The 19,605-nt window shown below is 71.8% G+C and carries 14 protein-coding genes; 5 read left to right on the forward strand and 9 right to left on the reverse strand.

Annotated features, from left to right (window positions below):
• Positions 1 to 18 precede the first annotated feature (18 nt).
• The 3 genes from ACFY1J_RS33060 to ACFY1J_RS33070 all read right to left on the reverse strand — a co-directional run bounded on the left by ACFY1J_RS33060 (position 19) and on the right by ACFY1J_RS33070 (position 6,927).
• On the reverse strand, positions 19 to 1,815 hold the full coding sequence (locus tag ACFY1J_RS33060) for a protein kinase (RefSeq protein ID WP_390710158.1): 1,797 nt from the start codon (positions 1,813 to 1,815) through the stop codon (positions 19 to 21).
• A 143-nt stretch (positions 1,816 to 1,958) separates the two neighbouring features.
• Complete coding sequence (locus ACFY1J_RS33065; RefSeq protein ID WP_390710159.1) at positions 1,959 to 4,709, reverse strand: protein kinase; 2,751 nt, start codon at positions 4,707 to 4,709, stop codon at positions 1,959 to 1,961.
• Positions 4,710 to 4,875: 166 nt separating this feature from the next.
• Positions 4,876 to 6,927 carry a serine/threonine-protein kinase gene (locus tag ACFY1J_RS33070; protein WP_390710160.1) on the reverse strand — a complete coding sequence of 684 codons (2,052 nt, stop codon included), beginning with the start codon at positions 6,925 to 6,927 and terminating at the stop codon, positions 4,876 to 4,878.
• A 171-nt stretch (positions 6,928 to 7,098) separates the two neighbouring features.
• On the opposite strand from ACFY1J_RS33070, the gene ACFY1J_RS33075 reads away from it, so the two are divergent.
• On the forward strand, positions 7,099 to 8,160 hold the full coding sequence (locus tag ACFY1J_RS33075; protein WP_390710161.1) for a serine hydrolase domain-containing protein: 1,062 nt from the start codon (positions 7,099 to 7,101) through the stop codon (positions 8,158 to 8,160).
• A gap of 68 nt (positions 8,161 to 8,228) precedes the next feature.
• On the opposite strand, the gene ACFY1J_RS33080 is transcribed toward ACFY1J_RS33075, so the two are convergent.
• Positions 8,229 to 9,935: a glycerol-3-phosphate dehydrogenase/oxidase gene (locus tag ACFY1J_RS33080; RefSeq protein WP_390710162.1), complete on the reverse strand. Its 1,707-nt coding sequence runs from the start codon at positions 9,933 to 9,935 to the stop codon at positions 8,229 to 8,231.
• Positions 9,936 to 10,216: 281 nt separating this feature from the next.
• Between ACFY1J_RS33080 and ACFY1J_RS33085 the strand changes: the two genes are divergently transcribed.
• Together ACFY1J_RS33085 and ACFY1J_RS33090 are read left to right on the forward strand one after the other, a co-directional pair.
• Positions 10,217 to 11,425 carry a nucleotide sugar dehydrogenase gene (locus ACFY1J_RS33085; RefSeq protein WP_390710163.1) on the forward strand — a complete coding sequence of 403 codons (1,209 nt, stop codon included), beginning with the start codon at positions 10,217 to 10,219 and terminating at the stop codon, positions 11,423 to 11,425.
• Positions 11,426 to 11,575: 150 nt separating this feature from the next.
• Positions 11,576 to 12,088 (forward strand): hypothetical protein, encoded by a 513-nt coding sequence (locus tag ACFY1J_RS33090; RefSeq protein ID WP_390710164.1) that lies wholly within the window; start codon positions 11,576 to 11,578, stop codon positions 12,086 to 12,088.
• Between the two features lie 665 nt (positions 12,089 to 12,753).
• Here ACFY1J_RS33090 and ACFY1J_RS33095 read toward each other — a convergent pair.
• From ACFY1J_RS33095 to ACFY1J_RS33110, 4 genes are all read right to left on the reverse strand, one after another.
• Positions 12,754 to 13,878 (reverse strand): GuaB3 family IMP dehydrogenase-related protein, encoded by a 1,125-nt coding sequence (locus ACFY1J_RS33095; protein WP_363293717.1) that lies wholly within the window; start codon positions 13,876 to 13,878, stop codon positions 12,754 to 12,756.
• 157 nt (positions 13,879 to 14,035) lie between these two features.
• On the reverse strand, positions 14,036 to 15,541 hold the full coding sequence (guaB, locus tag ACFY1J_RS33100) for an IMP dehydrogenase (RefSeq protein WP_390710165.1): 1,506 nt from the start codon (positions 15,539 to 15,541) through the stop codon (positions 14,036 to 14,038).
• A gap of 154 nt (positions 15,542 to 15,695) precedes the next feature.
• Positions 15,696 to 16,283, reverse strand: coding sequence for a sigma-70 family RNA polymerase sigma factor (locus ACFY1J_RS33105; protein WP_263211719.1), 588 nt, complete (start codon positions 16,281 to 16,283; stop codon positions 15,696 to 15,698).
• Positions 16,284 to 16,540: 257 nt separating this feature from the next.
• A complete protein-coding gene (locus tag ACFY1J_RS33110; RefSeq protein WP_003948568.1) occupies positions 16,541 to 17,152 on the reverse strand; it encodes a response regulator transcription factor in 612 nt (203 codons plus the stop codon).
• 381 nt (positions 17,153 to 17,533) lie between these two features.
• On the opposite strand from ACFY1J_RS33110, the gene ACFY1J_RS33115 reads away from it, so the two are divergent.
• Positions 17,534 to 17,863 (forward strand): WhiB family transcriptional regulator, encoded by a 330-nt coding sequence (locus ACFY1J_RS33115; protein WP_363293715.1) that lies wholly within the window; start codon positions 17,534 to 17,536, stop codon positions 17,861 to 17,863.
• 64 nt (positions 17,864 to 17,927) lie between these two features.
• Here ACFY1J_RS33115 and ACFY1J_RS33120 read toward each other — a convergent pair whose 3' ends face one another.
• Positions 17,928 to 18,827 carry a LysR family transcriptional regulator gene (locus tag ACFY1J_RS33120; protein ID WP_390710166.1) on the reverse strand — a complete coding sequence of 300 codons (900 nt, stop codon included), beginning with the start codon at positions 18,825 to 18,827 and terminating at the stop codon, positions 17,928 to 17,930.
• 80 nt (positions 18,828 to 18,907) lie between these two features.
• On the opposite strand from ACFY1J_RS33120, the gene ACFY1J_RS33125 reads away from it, so the two are divergent.
• On the forward strand, positions 18,908 to 19,600 hold the full coding sequence (locus ACFY1J_RS33125) for an MOSC domain-containing protein (RefSeq protein ID WP_390710167.1): 693 nt from the start codon (positions 18,908 to 18,910) through the stop codon (positions 19,598 to 19,600).
• Positions 19,601 to 19,605 lie beyond the last annotated feature (5 nt).

Here is a 19,605-nt window from a genome sequence, read left to right on the forward strand (position 1 = left end):
GCCGTCCGGCCAAGCCCGTCAGGACGCGTCGGGCTGCCAGCTCTGCAGCACCCACTTGAACTGCTTGCTCGCCTTGTCCCAGCCCTCCGCCGGCGAGGACATGTAGATCGCGTACTCCACTCCCTCGCGGGAGATGTACGCCTCGTCGATCGCGCGGCGCGGCCCGGCGACGTGCGGCGGGTCCTTCTTCAGCGCGTCCCAGGTGTACTCCCACAGCGAGGCCTTGCGGTCGCGGTAGGTGGTCTCCTCCAGGGTCACTCGCTTGTAGCCGACCAGCCGCTGGAGCTGCTGTTCCAGGTCCTGCTGGTGCCGGTACGGGTCGGCGAAGTCCGGTGAGGTGTCGATGGCGATGCGGAGGAAGTGCAGGCCGTTGTCGGGCGAGTAGTCGACCTGTCTGAGGTCGCCCTGGACCTGGTACACCGTGCGCTTCCAGTTCTTGGGCAGGGAGAGCTCGAATCCCCACGGGTCCTTGCGCGTCGTCCAGATGGCGCCATCGGGGCCCGGGGTGCCGGCGGCCGTGTCCGCCGGCGCCGGCGTGGTCTCGGGCGCGTGGGTACCTGAGTCCCGCCCCGAGCCGAGCTTTTGGTACGCCACCGCGGCCCCGCCGCCCAGCACGGCGGCGAAGGCGACGACGAGGGCGAGCGTACGCAGGCGGCGCCGGGGGCGGCCGGGGGCCGGTGCGGCCGTGGCAGCCGAGTCGACAGCCGTCGGTCCGGTCGGCGGAAAGCCGGGAGTGGTCGCGCCCGGCCCGTACTGGGGGGCGGTCCCGGGCGACCCGTACGGCGATCCCGCGCCCGCCCCGTACCGCGATCCGGCTCCCGGTGCGTACTGCGGCTGCCCGGCTCCCGATCCGTACGGCGCCCCGGTTCCCGAGGCGTACTGCGGTCCGGTCCCGGAGCCGGAGGCGTGTTGGGCCCCCGTGCCGGATCCGTGCTCGCCCCATGAGCCGGGACGCGAGCCGTCGTGCTGCGTCGGCACATACACCTGCGCCGAGCTGGGCCGCCGACCCTCCGCCGCCTCGGCGAGCATCTGCTCCGTCTCCGCCGCGCCCGGCCGCTCGGCCGGATCCTTGCGGAGCAGGGCGGTGATGACGGGCCCGAGCGGGCCGCCGTACTGGAGGTCGGCGGCCTCCTCCTCGACGACCGCCTGCATCGTACTCAGCGGCGAGGTGCGACGGAACGGCGAGCGGCCCTCCACCGCCGTGTACAGCGTGGCGCCCAGCGCCCACAGGTCGGAGGACGGGCCCGGGTCGTGGCCGCGTACCCGCTCCGGGGCGAGGTAGTCGACCGAGCCGACGACCTCTCCCGTACGGGTGATCGTGGTGTCGCCCTCGATCTGGGCGATGCCGAAGTCGGTGAGCAGGACCCGGCCGTCCTGGCCGAGCAGCACATTGCCGGGCTTGACGTCGCGGTGCAGAACGCCGGCGGAGTGCGCGGCGCGCAGCGCCCGCAGTACCCACAGTCCGATGCGCGCGGCCTCGCGCGGCTCCAGCCGCCCCTGCTCCTTGACCGCGTCGGCCAGCGAGTTGCCCTCGACCAGCTCCATCACGATCCACGGGCGGCCGTCGTGTTCGAGAACGTCGTGCACGGTGACGACGGCGGAGTGGTTGATGCGCGCGGCCGCGCGGGCCTCGGCCCGGGTGCGGGCGAGCAGAACGGCCTGGTCACTCTCCGAGACGTAGAGCGCGGCGGTCAACTCCTTGATGGCGACCGCCCTGTGCAGCACCTCGTCGTGGGCGCGCCACACCCGGCCCATGCCGCCGCTGCCGATGGAGTCGGCAAGCCGGTAGCGGCCCGCGATGAGCAGGCCCTGCATCTGATTCACGTTGCCCCGCAATGCTCTTGACAGGGTCAGACTAAGGACCGGCCTGTCCGCATGGAACAAGCGGGGTCCCAAGGAAACCGCACTGTGACGGTTTTCGCTTCTGGTGAAATGAGGGAACCAAAGCGCAGGATGGTTCAGCCGGTGTACTTGTACGTCGCCGAAGCCTGCTCGTACAGCCGCGTCACCTCGTCCCGTTCCGCCTCCGGGCCACGGACCTGCACCACGTGGTAGCGGCCGCCGACGAGAATGGCGATGTTGCGGACGAACAGGTCGCGCCCCTGGTCGTCGGTCCAGGTGAACTGCCCCTCCGCCATGGTCCGGTCGCCCACCTGAATGGTCCTGAGGCCGGTGGCCGTGGCCCAGCTGGAGTCGCGGTAGGGCTGGAGCTCGTTCTCCTTGTCCCGCTGGTAGGTCATCGGATCACTGCCGTACTTGGCCGCCCGGTCCCGCCCCGGTACGACGATGAGCTCGAAGTCCCCGTGCGCGTACACCACCTGTCCGAGCCCGTTCTTGGGCGTGCGGTCCCAGCCCTTGGCCACGGCGACCTGGAAGCCCTCGGGGTCCTTGCGCAGGGTGAAGCCGTCGGCGACGTCCGGGTCGGTGGTGGTCTGGGTCTCGGTGGAGGGGGCCGACTCGGAGGCGGACGGGCTGCTCGGCGCCCCTGTGCTCGGCCCGTTCGTCGGCTTGTCGCTGGGCGCGGGCGCCTGGCTCGCCTGGCCCGCGGATCCCGTGCGGTCGCCGCTCGCCGCGCCGCTGCTGTCCGCCTTCGGCATGAAGAGCATGGCGTAGGCAACCGCGCCGGCCAGCAGGAGCAGGATCAGCAGGAGGAGCGTGCGGCCCAGTCGGCGTGGGGACCCGGACTCCTGCTTGGCCCGCTTGTGCCGCCCGTGCGGGCTGGTCGCGGGCAGCCCGGCGCGCCGCCTGCGCACCAGCTCGCCGCGCCGCCGCACGATGGGCAGCCGGCTCGGGTCGACGGGCGGGGCGGCGACGACATGCGCGCCGGCCTCGGGCTCGGGCGCGGACCGCACCAGGGACCGCAGCCAGCCGCGCAGTTCTTCGAAGTCCAGCCGCTCGGTGGGGTCCTGTCGCAGCAGCGACTCGACGACCGGCCTGAGCGGCCCGCACTCCTCCGCGAAGGCGGGCGGCTCCGCGCACACCAGCTGCACCAGCTCGGCCGTCGACTCCTCCGGATACGGCGCATGCCCCTGTACGGCCCGGAAGAGCAGCGCCCCGAGCGCCCACAGGTCGGTCGCGGGCCCGATCGGCGCCGCCAGCTGCCAGTTCTCGTGCACGGGCCCGGCCTGCTCCGGCGCCCATCGCTCGGTGACCGGCCCCACGACGGTCATCCGCACCTGCCGGGCCCGCTCGGCGGCGAGCGCGGTGGCCGGTCCGCGCCGGGGCGGGGCCGCACCGGCCGGTTCGTCCCAGGGGGCAGGGGGGCGGGGGGTGTTGGCGGTGGCGTGCGGCGGGAGAGCGGGGGCCGGCAGGGAGGGTCCGTCCGGGTCGGCGGCGGGCGCCGGGACACCCCCGCCTGCGCCGACGCGGGAACCGGGGACACGGCCCTGCTGCGGCGGCAGCGCGGGCGCGGGAAGCAGTCCGTCGGCGTCCAGGGCCGGGGCGGGGCCCTGTTCGGCCGCAGGGACAGATGTGCTTCCCGGGCCGGTTTCGGCCGGAGGAAGGGCCGATGGCCGGCGGCCTCCCTCCACCGCCGGGGGTGTGTCGCCGGGGGCGGTGCGGGGGGATGCGCCGTGCCAGGGGGCGGCGTGGACGCCGTAGGGGTCGGCGATCTGGCCGGGAGACGTCGTGTGCGTCCGGTGGTTCTGCTCCTCGCCCGGCCCGGCGGCGTACGGCGGCTGGGCCGGGCCGCCCGCCTGGGAGGCGGTGCCGGTGTTCTCCTCGGCGAGCTGACGCGCCCCGGGCAGCGCGGCCCGCCCGTTCTGGGCCTCCTGCACCCGGGCGGCAGCGCGCGCGCCCGCGCGATACGCGGCGATCGCCCCGGCCCGCGCCGCGCGGATGTCCCCGCCGCTCTCCAACGCCCGGCGTGCGGGCTCCCCGGAAGCTCCGCCCGCGCCGGAACCGTCCGCTCCGGCACCGGGCAGCCCTCCGGCCACCCGCGCCTGGATCGCGGCACGCCGAGCCGCCTCGGGATCGACCTCACCGGGGCCGGGAGCACCTGCGGAACCACCCGGACCACTGGCACCACGCCCGCCGCCCCCGGCAGTTCCGGCCGCCGCGCCGCCCGTCGGCCCCTCCGGGAAACCCTCCTGGACCGGCACCGGGTCGTACCCGCACAACGCCTCCTCCGCCGCGCCGACCGCGAGGCCGGTCAGCATCACGCGGCCGTCGTCGCAGACGAGGACCGTGCGGGCGGTGATGTTGCGGTGCACCCAGCCATGGGCGTGCAGGACCCGCAGCGCCATCAGGACGTCGGAGGCGACCTCGGCCGCCCGATACGGCGTCAGCGGCTTCTCGGTCAGCAGCGCGGCCAGCGGGCGCGCGGACACCAACTCGCTGACTATCCACAGCGAACCGCCCTCGGCGAACACGTCGAATACCTGGTCGAGCCGCGGATGGTCGGGGATGCCGGCCGCGGCCTGCGCGGCCTCCAGGGCGCGCCGCACGGCCGGGTCGGTGGGCCGGCGCGTGGCCGTCCGTGCGGTCGGCGGCCGCCGTGACCCGCGGTCACGCGCGGTGAATCCGTCGGGCAGTCCGTCCGCGTCGAGCACCTCCGCCTCGACGACCTCCGGCAACGGCACCTGCCGTACGAGGACTTCCTGCCCGCTGTAGGTGTCGAAGGCCCGGGTCTCGGTGAGTTCGTACTCGTCGGAGGGCGGCAGCGGCAGGCGGTAGCGGTCGGCGAGCACCCGACCCGCATAGTCGTCCACATTGCCTCCCCCGGCCGCCCGGTTGGTCAAATCCGCTCGCCTTGCGGCCCGTTCCGCGCACACAGCTAAATGCGTACGGTCCGCAACCACTCACGATACGTGCCGTTGGCAATTCACATTGAGGGATGAGAGATTCTCCCGCCGCGAACCCCCGGGGCCGCTCGGCTCAGGACCTGGGCCGGAAGGAGCCCGTCAGCGTCTTCCAGGTGTCCTTGCGTGTCTCGTCGCCCCACTTCGAGGCCTTCGCGGTGTACATCAGCGCATAGCCGAGGTGTCCGTTGACCACGAACCCGCGGTCTATGGTGCGGAACTTCGTGCCGCCGTCGACGTAGGTGAACTCCCAGTCGGCCGTGTTCCAGCCGCGGTAGTCGACCTGCTCTATGCGGATCCTCTGGTACTGGGCGCGCACCATGGCACCCTCCTGGTTCCTCCAGTCCGCAACCGGGTCGTTCTTGGGCGTAGTCGTCCAAGCGATGAGCAGCTTCTGTCCGTCCGGCCCCGTGTAGCGGTCACCGGCGCTGTCGGTGGTCCGGTACGACCACCCCTTGGGCAGCCCTATCGAGTACCCCTGGCCGCCCTTGCGGGTGGAGACGGCCGGTGCGCTCCCGCCGTCCTTGGAACCGGAGGAGGCGGAGGCGCTCGGCGTCGCCGCGGTCGCGTTCCCCGCCGTCGAGCCGGCCGTCGCGGAGCTGGAGCTGTCGCCGTCGGCGCGGGTGCCGTCGTCCTTGTCCTTCTTGGTGTCGGCGCTCGCACCGGCACTCGCCGTGACCTTGGAACCCCCGCCGCTCTTGGCCCCCTTGGAGCCGCTGCCGTCGTCACCGTCGCGGAACGTGAGCGCCAGCACGGTGCCGATGATCGCGAGCGCGACCACCACCGCGATGATCACCAGCGTGCGCTTCGGCACCACGTCGGTGAGCGGAGCCCTGGGCACCGGCCGCGGCGGCAGGTCCGGCGGCGGCACCACGGGCCAGCCCGAACTCTGCTGACCGCCAGTGGGGTTGGCGCCCTGCGCGCCCCGGTCCCGGGCATCGGCCCCCGCGGCCGGCGTCGAGGCCGACCCCGCGGAGCCCGAACCCGCGACGCCCGCACCCTTGTTGCCCGCCGCCGCGGAACCGGTACCCCCGGCCTTCCCGGGCGCCGAAGCCCCCGCGGCTCCCGACGCGTTCGCGCTTTCGCCCCCGCCGCTGTTCTTCGTCCGCGCCGCGGCCGCCGACGTGGCCGCCCCGGCCGCCTTGCGCACCGAACGCAGCGCCCCGCGCAGCTTCTCCCCGGCCTCCTCGCCCCGCTTGCCCTCGGAGCCCGAGGCCTGGGCCGGCAGCGGAACGACTCTCGTCGCGTCCAGCGGCTCCGGCTCGGGCGTGTGGAGCACCGAGTTGAGCAGGGCCCGCGCGCCCGCGTCGTCGAGACGCTTGGCCGGGTCCTTGGTGAGCAGGCCGTAGATGACGTCCCTGAGCGGGCCCGCGTTCTTGGGCTCCTCCAGCGGCTCGGTCATCACCGCGGTCAGCGTCGCGATCGCCGACCCCTTGTCATAGGGCGGCACGCCCTCGACCGACGCGTACAGCAGGCCGCCGAGCGACCACAGGTCGGCCGCGGGTCCGGGCTTGTGCCCCCGGGCCCGCTCCGGGGAGATGTAGGAGGGGGCGCCGACGAGCATGCCGGTGGAGGTGATGGACGGGTCGCCCTCGACCTGCGCGATGCCGAAGTCGGTGAGCACGACCCGGCCGTCCTCGGCGATCAGCACATTGGACGGCTTCACGTCACGGTGCAGGATGCCCTCGCGGTGCGCGGAACGCAGCACGTCGAGGATCGCGAGCCCGACCTCGGCCGCACGCTTGGGCTCCAGGAGGCCGTCCTCCCGGATGGCCTCGGCGAGGGACTTGCCCTCGACGAGCTCCATCACGATCCAGGGCCGGTCGTCCTCCTCGACCACGTCGAAGACCGTCACCGCGCTGTTGTTGCGGATCCGGGCGATCGCCTTGGCCTCGCGCAGGGTGCGCGTGATCAGGCGCCGCTTCTCCTCCTCGTCGATGTTCGACGGGAACCGCAGCTCCTTGACTGCGACCGTCCGGCCGAGGGTCTCGTCCTCGGCGCGCCACACCGTGCCCATGCCGCCGCGGCCGAGCACATCTCCCAGCCGGTACCGCCCGGCGAGAAGACGCTCGCTCTTGTCCTGACGAGTGTCCTGGCGAGGTGTCCCCGCCTGCTCCGCCTCCGACATGCGTCCCCTCATGCAACCCGCCCTGACAGAGCCTCCATTGTCCCTCACCCGACAAGTGGTCAATGCCCCAGGGTGCCGGTCGCCCCGTCGGCGGGCCCGCGCGCCTGGTGACTCGCTGAGGCAAGCATTCCGGTTCCGGTGGATGATGGCCCCGGCAAGGGAGGAGACGAGATGCCGCCACTTCGGACACTGTCGGCGATATCGGCGTCCCTGGCCCTCCTCGTCAGCCCGGTCGTGGTCTGTACGGCAACCCGGGCCGAGGCGACCGACGCGATCCTCCCGCTGTTCGTCACCCGGGGCAGGGCACCCGCCGCGGCCCTGCTGACCCGCGACGAGGACGGCTTCGGCGACACGCCCGCCTCCCACTACGCGCAGGCGGGCCGGGACATCGCCCGCGCGGACCACTTCCGCGCCGGCAGCATCACCAAGACCTTCATCGCCACGGTCGTCCTGCAACTCGCGGCCGAGCACCGGCTGTCCCTGTCCGACACCGTGGAGCGGTATCTGCCGGGCGTGGTGCGCGCGGCACACGCCGACGGGCGGCGCATCACCCTGCGTGCCCTGCTCACCCACACCAGCGGTCTCGCCGACTTCACCGCGGTCACCAGGGGCACCACTCCCCTGACCCCGCTTCAGGCCGTGTCCATCGCGCTCACCCTCCCTCCGGCCCGCCCCCGCCACTTCTCCTACTCCAGCACCAACTACGTCCTGCTCGGCATGGTCGTCCGACAGGTCACCGGCCACTCCTACGCCGCCGAGGCCGAGCGGCGCATCATCGCTCCCCTGGGTCTGACGGGCACCTCCTTTCCCGGATCCCGCACCACACTTCCCTCCCCGCACGGCCGCGCCCACACGGCGAACGGGTCCGACGTCACCGATCTCGACCCGCGCGTGGCCGGCGCGGCGGGCGAGCTGGTGACCACGCTCGACGACCTGGACCGCTTCTACGCGTCCCTGCTGAACGGCGAGCTGCTGCCCCCGCGCCTGCTGCGCGAGATGCTCAACACCCGCACCGCACACGGCTCGTACGGTTTGGGGATATTTCCGACGAAGCTTCCGTGCGGCACCACGGTGTGGGGACACAACGGCCGTATCTCCGGCAGCTATGTGCGCACCGCGGCCACCGTCGACGGACGCCGTGTCCTCACCTTCCGCGTGAACACGGACACGATGGGGGACCCGAGCCTCGAACCCGCGCTGCTCGCGGCCGAGTTCTGCCCCCGCATCCAGTAGAACGAGCGGGTTCCGAACGAAGATCCCGCCTCATGACACTCGTTCGGGTGATAGTCGCCCGGGCCGGCTCACAGCGGCACGATGTCCGGCGCCCCCAGCCGCGCCGCGTCCGCCGTCTGGTCGTCCGGCTGGAGCTGCGACTCCCGCTCGGCCTCCACCCGCTTCTCGTAGTGCTCCACCTCGCGCCCGATCTGGTCCTTGTCCCAGCCGAGGACGGGCGCCATGAGCTCGGCGGCCTCGCGGGCGCTGCGGGTGCCCCGGTCGAAGGTCTCGATGGAGATGCGAGTACGGCGGGTCAGCACGTCGTCCAGGTGCCGGGCGCCCTCGTGCGACGCCGCATAGACGACCTCGGCGCGCAGATAGTCGTCCGCCGCCTGCAGCGGTTCGCCCAGGGAGGGGTCGGAGGCGATGAGGTCGAGGACCTCCTCCGCCATCGAGCCGTACCGGTTCAGCAGGTGTTCCACCCGTACGACGTGCAGCCCGGTCCGCGCGGCGATCCGCGCCCGCGCGTTCCACAGCGCCCGGTAGCCCTCGGCGCCCAGCAGCGGAATGTCCTCGGTGACGCATTCGGCGACCCGCATGTCGAGACCGTGCACCGCCTCGTCGACCGCGTCCTTGGCCATGACCCGGTAGGTCGTGTACTTGCCGCCCGCGACGACCACCAGCCCCGGCGCCGGATGCGCCACGGTGTGCTCGCGCGACAACTTGCTGGTGGCGTCGGACTCGCCGGCCAGCAGCGGGCGCAGTCCCGCGTACACACCCTGGACGTCGTCGCGCGAGAGCGGCACCGCGAGGACCGAGTTGACGTGCTCCAGCAGGTAGTCGATGTCGGCGCTGGACGCGGCGGGGTGGGCCTTGTCGAGGTCCCAGTCGGTGTCGGTCGTACCGACGATCCAGTGGCGGCCCCACGGGATGACGAACAGGACGGACTTCTCGGTACGCAGGATCAGACCGGACGTGGAGTGGATGCGGTCCTTGGGCACGACCAGGTGGATGCCCTTGGAGGCGCGGACGTGGAACTGTCCCCGCTCGCCCACCATCGCCTGGGTGTCGTCGGTCCACACACCGGTGGCGTTGACGACCTGCTTGGCGCGGACCTCGTACTCGCCGCCGCCCTCCACGTCCTGCACCCGGGCGCCGACGACCCGCTCGCCCTCGCGCAGGAAGCCGGTCACGCGCGCGCGGTTGGCGGCCTTCGCGCCGTACGACACCGCCGTGCGCACCAGTGTCGCCACATAGCGGGCGTCGTCCATCTGCGCGTCGTAGTACTGCAGCGCGCCGACCAGGGCGTCCTTGCGCAGGGCGGGGGCGACGCGCAGGGCGTGACGGCGGCTCAGGTGGCGGTGCACCGGCAGGCCGCGGCCGTGGCCGCGGGCCATCGACATGGTGTCGTAGAGCGCGACACCCGACCCGGCGTACAGACGCTCCCAGCCCTTGTGCTGGAGCGGGTACAGGAACGGCACGGGCTTGACCAGGTGGGGAGCGAGCCGCTCCAGCAGCAGTCCGCGCTCCTTCAGGGCCTCGCGGACCAGGGCGAAGTCGAGCATCTCCAGATAGCGCAGGCCGCCGTGGATCAGCTTGCTGGATCTGCTGGACGTGCCCGACGCCCAGTCACGCGCCTCGACCAGTCCCGTGGACAGACCGCGGGTCACCGCGTCCAGCGCGGTGCCGGAGCCTACGACTCCACCACCCACGACCAGTACGTCCAGCTCACGCTCGGCCATGGCCGCCAGTGACTCGGCGCGCTGTGCCGGCCCCAGTGTCGCTGTCCTCACCGCTGCCTCCCGCTGTCGATCACATCGAATCGCGTCGGCCGCACCCGGTGGGCGAAGCCCGGCCCGTCTCCTCCTGCCCAAATTCTGACCGGGATGCCCGACTTCAGCCACCACTCGCCCCCAGCCTGTGGACAACAGACGCGGAACCCCCGGAAGACACAGGGGAACAATCCCGCATAAGGGTCATATTTACTCCTAGTCTGACATTGCGCTCGCCCGTCCTGTCCACCGGGCTTGCGCACCTGTCCCGCATCGGTTACTGGGAAGGACGGCCCACCCCCATGCCCGCAGACCTCGCCGTCATCGGACTCGGTCCCTACGGCCTGCCCCTCGCCCAGGCCGCGGTGGCGGCCGGAATCCCCACCCTCGGATACGCCACCGGGCCCGAGGCCGGCCCGCTCAGCCCCGCCGAACTGCGCCGGATGCTCGCGGGGGGCTTCCGGCAGGCCAGTGACCCGGCGGGGCTGGGCCGGGTGCGCACCGCGGTGATCTGCGCGCCGACCCCGCGCGGTGCGGACGGCGGGCTCGACCTGGGCCAGGTGGAGGCGGCAGCCCGCACCCTGGCCGAGCGGCTGCGTCCGCACACCACCGTGATCCTGGAGTCGCCCGTGTGTCCGGGCACGACCGAGGAATTCCTGCGGCCCCTGCTGGAGGAGGGCTCGGGGCTGCGCGCGGGCCGGGACTTCCACCTCGCCTACGCGCCGAGCCGTGTCGACCCCGGCAACCGCGACTTCGCCCCGGCCAACACCCCCAAGGTCATCGGGGGCCTCACCCCCGCCTGCACGGAGTCGGCGGCCGCCTTCTACACACGGCTCACCGACAAGGTCGTACGCGCGCGTGGACCGCGTGAGGCGGAGACGGTGCAGCTCCTGGAGAGCAACTTCCGGCACGTCAACATCGCGCTCGTGAATGAAATGGCCGTCCTGTGCCACGACTTGGGTGTCGATCTGTGGGACGTCATCCGCTGCGCGGAGACCAAGCCGTTCGGTTTCCAGGCCTTCCGGCCGGGCCCGGGCGTCGGCGGCCACGGCGTCCCGCAGGACCTGACGGGTCACGCGGGGCGCACGCTGCGCATGGTGGAGCTGGCCCAGCAGGTCAACAGCCGGATGCCCCGGTACGTCGTCCAGCGCGCCGCGGCCCTCCTGAACGAGCACGGGAAGTCGGCCCGCGGCGCGCGCGTGCTGCTGCTCGGCATCACCTACAAGGCCGACCTCGCCGACCAGCAGGGCACACCCGCCCATGAGATCGCCGTCCGGCTGATGGAACTGGGCGCGTCCGTCAGCTACCACGACCCCCTCGTGCCGTCCTGGAAAGTCCTGGACCGCCCGGTCCCGCGCGCGGACTCCCTCTACGAGGCCGCGGCCGACGCCGACCTGACGATCCTGCTCCAGCAGCACCGCACGTACGACCTCCAGGGCCTGACGGTAAAGGCCCAGCTACTCCTGGACACCCGGGGGGCCACGCCTACGGGGGCCGCGCACCGGCTCTGAACGGGAAAACTCCGGGGGAGTTGTCGGTGGGGCCTGTTAATCTCCACCACGTTCGCCGCACACGTGTGCGTGCGCACTACCGCTTTGCCATCCAGTTTTCCAACCGGCGCGCCCGGTCGGTCTTTCGTGTCCCGTGGGGGGATCTCCGTCATGAGCCAGTCAGCTCCGCCGCCTCAGCCGCAGCCCGGCCCGGTCGACGGCAACCCGTACGCCCAGCAGCCGGGCGCCGTACCACCGCCCATGGCGCCGCCCGCGCCGCGCAAGGACAACATCGCGCTCGGCCTGGTCGGGGCCCTCGGCGCCGCAGTGGTCGCCGCCGCGATCTACGGCGTCGTCATCGGTCTCACCAAGCACGAGATCGGCTGGGCGGCGGTCGGTGTCGGCTTCGTCATCGGCGTGGCGGCCGGCAAGCTCGGCGGCCGCAACCCCGCGCTGGCCGTCGTCAGCCCCATCCTCGCGCTGGGCTCCGTCTACATCGGCCAGTTGGTCGGCGAGGCCATGATCGGCGCCGACGCCGTCAACAGGAGCTTCAACGAGATCTTCTTCCAGCACTTCGACGTCGTCCAGGAGGCCTGGAAGGCCGACGCCGACCCGCTGACCTTCGTGTTCTTCGCGATCGCCGCATGGGCCGCGTTCTCCGGCGCCAAGAAGGCCGCGGCCTGACCGGCGCACGGGTTGTGCACCGGGGCGCGTGAGGTGCGGAGCCACCGGGTTGCTGGCGTGGGGGATCACGCGCCGGTACCTTGGGGGCAGGTGGAGCCCACCGCAGCGGCTACTGCGGCAGGCTCCGGGATGGAGCGCGGAGTGTCCGCCCCTAGACTCCATGGGGGCGGCCGTTGCTCACTGTCCAACGCACAAAGTGGAGCCCACCGCAGGGGGCACTGCGGCAGGCTCCGGGATGGAGCGCGGAGTGTCCGCCCCTAGGTTCTGTGGGGGCGGCCGCTCACCATCCGAAAATCCGCAAGATCCACCTCCTCCGGCACTTGACCGTCCACAGACGGATCCGGTCCCAGCGGGTGGGCTTGCGGTGACGACCCATGGGCGCCCCCTTCCACGACACCGCCCAGTAGCCCGGTGGACGGTCCGTCGGAAATCGGGCCGGGCCCCGAGGAGCTGGGGCCCGGAACCAAGTCCTTGGAAGGGGGCGCTCCAGGAACCTGGGGCGCCGACACGGACGTCATCGCCCTCGGCCCTGCTCACCAGCCCGTATTCGCCCCGAAGGAGGCCGCACGCCCCCGCACCACCCCACGCGCCCCCACAGGCGCACTCGGGCATGCGAAAGGGCCGGTCGCCTCGCCAGGCGACCGGCCCCCGTCACGTCGTACGGACTACCGCTTGTGCTGCGAGTCCGCCACCGTCACCTCGACCCGCTGGAACTCCTTCAGCTCGCTGTAGCCGGTGGTGGCCATGGCGCGGCGCAGGGCGCCGAAGAAGTTCATCGAGCCGTCGGGGGTGTGGGACGGGCCGGTGAGGATCTCCTCGATGGTGCCGACCGTGCCCAGGTCGACCTTCTTGCCGCGCGGCAGTTCCTCGTTGACCGCCTCCATGCCCCAGTGGTGGCCCTTGCCGGGCGCGTCCGTGGCGCGGGCCAGCGGGGAGCCCATCATGACCGAGTCTGCGCCGCAGGCGATCGCCTTCGGGAGGTCGCCGGACCAGCCGACGCCGCCGTCCGCGATCACATGCACATAGCGGCCGCCGGACTCGTCCATGTAGTCGCGGCGGGCCGCGGCCACATCGGCGACGGCGGTGGCCATCGGGACCTGGATGCCCAGCACGTTGCGCGTGGTGTGCGCGGCGCCGCCGCCGAAGCCCACCAGGACGCCGGCCGCGCCGGTGCGCATCAGGTGCAGGGCCGCGGTGTAGGTGGCGCAGCCGCCCACGATCACCGGGACGTCGAGCTCGTAGATGAACTGCTTCAGGTTCAGCGGCTCGTGCGAGGACGAGACGTGCTCCGCGGAGACCGTCGTACCGCGGATGACGAAGATGTCGACGCCCGCGTCCACGACCGCCTTGGAGAACTGCGCCGTGCGCTGCGGGGAGAGCGCGGCCGCCGTGACCACGCCGGAGTCGCGCACCTCCTTGATGCGCGCGCCGATCAGCTCCTCCTTGATGGGGGCGGAGTAGATCTCCTGGAGGCGTCGGGTGGCCGCCTCGGCCGGCAGCTCGGTGATCTCGTCGAGCAGCGGCTGCGGGTCCTCGTGCCGGGTCCAGAGGCCTTCGAGGTTGAGGACGCCCAGGCCGCCGAGCTCGCCGATGCGGATCGCGGTGGCCGGGGAGACGACCGAGTCCATGGGGGCGGCCAGGAAGGGCAGCTCGAAGCGGTAGGCGTCGATCTGCCAGGCGATCGAGACCTCCTTCGGGTCCCGCGTACGGCGGCTGGGGACGACGGCGATGTCGTCGAAGGCATACGCCCGGCGGCCGCGCTTGCCGCGCCCGATCTCGATCTCAGTCACGATTGTGGCCTTTCCCTGATGCGTTTCAGCGTCTTCCAGTATCGCCGACGGGTACGGCACCGCTCTCGCGCAGGTACGACGAGGGCGGCCCCGAATGCTCCGGAGCCGCCCTCGTCGGCATCTCAGCCGTGGAAAATCCGCTCCACGCGCGCGTGCGTCACTTCCGCGTGTAGTTCGGCGCCTCGACCGTCATCTGGATGTCGTGCGGGTGGCTCTCCTTCAGACCCGCGGAGGTGATCCGCACGAACCGGCCGTTGGTCTGGAGCTCCGGCACGGTCCTGCCGCCGACGTAGAACATCGACTGGCGCAGACCGCCGATCAGCTGGTGGACGACGGAGGACAGCGGGCCGCGGTAGGGCACCTGGCCCTCGATGCCCTCGGGGATCAGCTGCTCGTCGGAGGCGACGCCCTCCTGGAAGTAGCGGTCCTTGGAGAACGACTTGCGGTCGCCACGGGACTGCATGGCGCCCAGCGAGCCCATGCCGCGGTACGACTTGAACTGCTTGCCGTTGATGAACAGCAGCTCGCCCGGCGACTCCTCGCAGCCCGCGAGCAGCGAGCCCAGCATCACCGTGTCGGCGCCCGCGACCAGGGCCTTGGCGATGTCGCCGGAGTACTGCAGACCGCCGTCGCCGATGACCGGGACACCGGCCTCCTTTGCGGCGAGGGACGCCTCGTAGATCGCGGTGACCTGCGGGACACCGATGCCGGCGACGACCCGGGTCGTGCAGATGGAGCCGGGTCCGACGCCGACCTTGATGCCGTCGGCGCCCGCGTCGACCAGGGACTGGGCGCCGTCGCGGGTGGCGACGTTGCCGCCGATGACGTCGACGCCGGAGGAGTTGGACTTGATCTTGGCGATCATGTCGCCGACCAGGCGGGAGTGGCCGTGCGCGGTGTCGACGACGATGAAGTCGACGCCGACCTCGATCAGGGCCTGGGCGCGCTCGAAGGAGTCACCGGCGACACCGACCGCGGCGCCGACCAGCAGGCGGCCCTCGGAGTCCTTGGCGGCGTTCGGGTACTGCTCGGCCTTGACGAAGTCCTTGACCGTGATCAGGCCCTTGAGGATGCCGTCGTCGTCGACCAGCGGCAGCTTCTCGATCTTGTGCTTGCGCAGCAGTTCGATGGCCTCGGCGCCGGAGATGCCGACCTTGCCGGTGACCAGCGGCATCGGCGTCATGACGTCGCGGACCTTCTGGCTGCGGTCCGACTCGAAGGCCATGTCACGGTTGGTGACGATGCCGAGGAGCTTCTTGTTGCCGTCCGTCACCGGGACACCGCTGATGCGGAACTTCGCGCACAGGGCGTCGGCCTCGGCGAGCGTGGCGTCGGGGTGCACCGTGATCGGGTCGGCCACCATCCCGGACTCGGAGCGCTTCACCAGGTCGACCTGGTTGGCCTGGTCCTCGATGGACAGGTTGCGGTGCAGTACGCCGACGCCGCCCTGGCGGGCCATCGCGATCGCCATGCGCGACTCGGTGACCTTGTCCATGGCGGCGGACAGGAGCGGGATGTTGACCCGCACGTTCTTGGAGACGTACGAGGCGGTGTCGATCTCGTCGGGTGCCATGTCCGACGGGCCCGGCAGCAGCAGCACGTCGTCGTAGGTCAGCCCGAGTGTCGCGAATTTTCCGGGCACTCCGTCGACGTTGGCAGTCATGACACCTTCCCCAAATGGCCTTGATCGGTGCGGATGTCCATGCTAACGGGAAGCGTGGCTCACTCATTCCACGGTTCTGAGTGACTTCGGGCTTCGTATATTCGTACGGAACGGACGGCCCGCCTGTTCAAAGAAGGCGCTTACTGCACAGGGGTTACTGCTCGGCAAGCGCCCGCAGTCTGCTCAGCGCCCGGTGCTGGGCCACCCGTACCGCTCCGGGTGACATTCCCAACATCTGACCCGTCTCCTCAGCGGTCAACCCCACGGCGATCCTCAGCAGCAGCAGTTCGCGCTGGTTCTCCGGAAGGTTGGCCAGCAGTTTCTTGGCCCACTCGGCATCGCTGCTGAGCAGCGCGCGCTCCTCGGGACCCAGCGAGTCGTCCGGGCGCTCCGGCATCTCGTCCGAGGGAATGGCCGTGGAACCGGGGTGGCGCATCGCGGCGCGCTGCAGGTCGGCGACCTTGTGCGAGGCGATGGCGAAGACGAACGCCTCGAAGGGGCGGCCCGTGTCCCGGTAGCGGGGCAGGGCGAGCAGGACCGCGACGCAGACTTCCTGCGCGAGGTCCTCGACGAAGTGCCGGGCGTCGCCGGGAAGCCGGGACAGCCGGGTGCGGCAGTAGCGCAGGGCCAGGGGGTGGACATGGGCGAGCAGGTCGTGCGTGGCCTGCTCGTCCCCGTCGACGGCGCGATGCACCAGGGCACCGATCACCCCGTGGGCCGTGCCCGCCTCGTCGTCGCGCATCGGTCCATGGTGCCTTGCGGCCGTCCGGTCCGTCGCATCGTGCCCGTGGTTGTGCACTGAAGCGTTATGAGCAGGTGCGCCGGAACTCATCCCCTGCGCCCTCCCCTTCCGCTCGAACGACTCGTCCCCGAGAGACTCCACACCTCAAGGATGCGGCATCCGCGGCGAAACGAGCAGCGGGCGCCCGGTCGGCCCCGCCCGCCACACGGCAGGCGGGGAACCCCGGACCGTCCGCACCCCCGCTACGGTTCACTCTCCTACCGGACCAGTCCCCACCGGAAACCGAGCGCCACCGCGTGCGCACGGTCCGAGGCGCCGAGCTTCTTGAACAGGCGTCGGGCGTGGGTCTTCACCGTGTCCTCGGAGAGGAACAGCTCCCGGCCGATCTCGGCGTTGGAGCGGCCGTGGCTCATGCCCTCCAGCACCTGGATCTCGCGCGCGGTGAGGGTGGGCGCGGCGCCCATCTCGGCCGAGCGCAGCCGGCGCGGCGCGAGCCGCCAGGTCGGGTCGGCGAGGGCCTGCGTCACCGTGGCGCGCAGTTCGGCGCGTGAGGCGTCCTTGTGCAGATAGCCCCGGGCGCCGGCGGCGACCGCGAGGGCCACGCCGTCGAGGTCCTCGGCGACGGTGAGCATGATGATGCGCGCGCCGGGGTCGGCGGACAGCAGCCGGCGCACGGTCTCGACGCCGCCCAGTCCGGGCATGCGTACGTCCATCAGAATCAGGTCCGAGCGGTCGGCGCCCCAGCGGCGGAGGACTTCCTCGCCGTTGGCCGCCGTCGTCACGCGCTCGACGCCGGGCACGGTCGCGACCGCGCGGCGGAGCGCCTCTCGGGCAAGCGGGGAGTCGTCGCAGACGAGGACGGATGTCATGGCCGCCCTCCGCAGCTGATGCGCGTCACCTTGTGCCTCCAGGCTGGTACGGAATCGTCACCTGTGCGGTCGACCGTCTCGGACGCCTGCCCGAGCTCTTGTGTTTTCAACCGCCTCCGCACTCTCAACGACGGTCACTCGAAAGAGTTACGGGGCTGCCTGTCATCTTCGGCACTCTACGTGAGGGGGCGGACACGGTGCAGACATGCCCGACAGACCCTCAACTTTTCATCACAACCTATGCCCCGTTTAGCCCATTTTTTTCCCGTTTCACGGTGTCTAGGGCTAGATTCGCAATGAGTCATATTTTCATCTCCTTAGACCGGAGATGTACGGTCGTTGGCACCGTATCCGCCCAGAACGGCTACAAGGGGTCACGTAATGGCAGATTTCTCCCGCCTTCCCGGACCGAACGCGGACCTGTGGGACTGGCAGCTCCTGGCTGCCTGCCGTGGGGTCGACAGTTCGCTCTTCTTCCATCCGGAAGGTGAGCGCGGGGCGGCTCGGAGCGCTCGAGAGAACTCGGCGAAGGAGGTCTGCATGAGGTGCCCGGTCCGCGCGGAGTGCGCGGCGCACGCGTTGGCCGTGCGCGAGCCGTACGGCGTGTGGGGCGGCCTGACCGAGGACGAGCGCGAAGAGCTCATGGGGCGGGCAAGGAACCGGCTGGTGTCGGCTTCCACGTCCAACGGGGACGCCGCCTCGCACGACTGAAGGAACGTTTCTTCATAGAGCGACACATCACCGCACCGGGGCCCGCGCACGCGTGCCCGCGTTTTCACTGTCTGCGGGCCGCCCCCGCCAGCTGCTCCAGCGTCGCCGCGACCGCCGGCACCTGGGCCAGATCGGGCAGCGTGAGGGCGACGATCTCCCGCCGCACCGCCGGTTCCAGCGCCACCGTGCGCGCGCCCCTGGGACGTACGGACTCGATCGCGAGCTGAGGCAGGACGGCGACGCCGAGACCCGCGCCCACCAGGCCGACCACCGCCGGGTAGTCGTCGGTGGCGAAGTCGATACGAGGCGTGAAGCCCGCGCCCTCGCAGACCTCCACCAACTGACCGCGGCAGCGCGGACAGCCGGCGATCCAGGGCTCCCCGGCGAGTTCACCGATCGCGACGGACTCCGCGCGCGCGAGGCGGTGCCGTTCGGGCACCAGGCCGACCAGCCGGTCAGTCAGCAGCGGCCGTACGACGAGGTCGTCCCACTCCTCGGCGCCCGCCGCGCCCTCGTACCGGAAGGCCAGCGCCACGTCGCAGTCGCCCTCGCGCAGCAGTTCCACGGACTTGGGGGGCTCGGCCTCCTCCAGGGAGACCCGGGTGCCGGGGTGCGCGGCGCGCAGGGCGGCGAGGGCGGTGGGTACGAGGGTGGAGCTGCCGCTGGGGAAGGAGACCAGCCGCACCCGGCCCGCGCGCAGGCCGGCGATCGCGGCGACCTCCTCCTCGGCCGCCGTGAGCCCGGCGAGGATCCCGGAGGCATGCCGCACGAGTGCCTCGCCCGCCTGGGTCAGCCGCATCTCGCGGCCGCTGCGGACCAGCAGCGGAGTGCCGACCGAGGCCTCCAGGGCCTTCATCTGCTGGCTGACGGCGGGCTGGGTGCAGCCGAGCTCGCGCCCCGCCGCCGAGAAGGAGCCGGTGGCGGCGACGGCGCGCAGGACGCGGAGATGACGGGCCTCGATCACCCTCCGATCATAAGTCACCCTTGGGTATGCCGCCCGATAATGCGTCGACGCTTTGAGGTCCGCTCCCTTACCGTGGGGACATGAGGCTTCTCTCGGTGAACCTGGGCCGCGCGCGGGCAGTGGAGTACACGGACCAGCCCGAGGGCCTGACCGGCATCGACAAGCGGCCCGTCGACGGGCCGGTGCGGGTGACGGCACCCGGCCCCAAGGGCACGGCCGGGAGCGGGCTGGCCGGGGACTCGGTGTGCGACCTGCGCCACCACGGCGGCAACGACCAGGCGGTGTACGCGTTCGCGCGCGAGGACCTCGACGACTGGGAGCGGGAGCTGGGGCGCACGCTCGCCGACGGCGCCTTCGGGGAGAACCTCACGACCGAGGGCCTGGACGTGTCCGGCGCCCTGATCGGCGAGCGCTGGCGGATCGGCCCGGCGCTAGTGCTGGAGGTGACCTGCGGACGCATTCCCTGCCGCACCTTCCAGGCGCATCTGGGCGAGCGGGGGTGGGTGAAGCGGTTCACGCGGAAGGGTGCGCCGGGTGCCTACCTCCGGGTGATCGAGCCGGGCGAGATCCGGGCGGGCGACCGGGTGGAGATCGTGCACCGGCCGGACCACGACGTGACGGTGGCGCTGCAGTTCCGTGCGGAGACCACCCGGCGGGAGCTGCTGCCGCGCGTGCTCGCCGCGGGTACGGCCCTGCATCCGGAGGCACTTGAGGAAGCGCGGAGGTACGTGGCGAAGTACCCCGGCAAGCAGGGGCCGCGGCATGAGCCCTGAGCCGC

The sequence above is a fragment of the Streptomyces sp. NPDC001406 genome (assembly GCF_042895285.1).
In the GTDB taxonomy this organism is placed as follows: domain Bacteria; phylum Actinomycetota; class Actinomycetes; order Streptomycetales; family Streptomycetaceae; genus Streptomyces.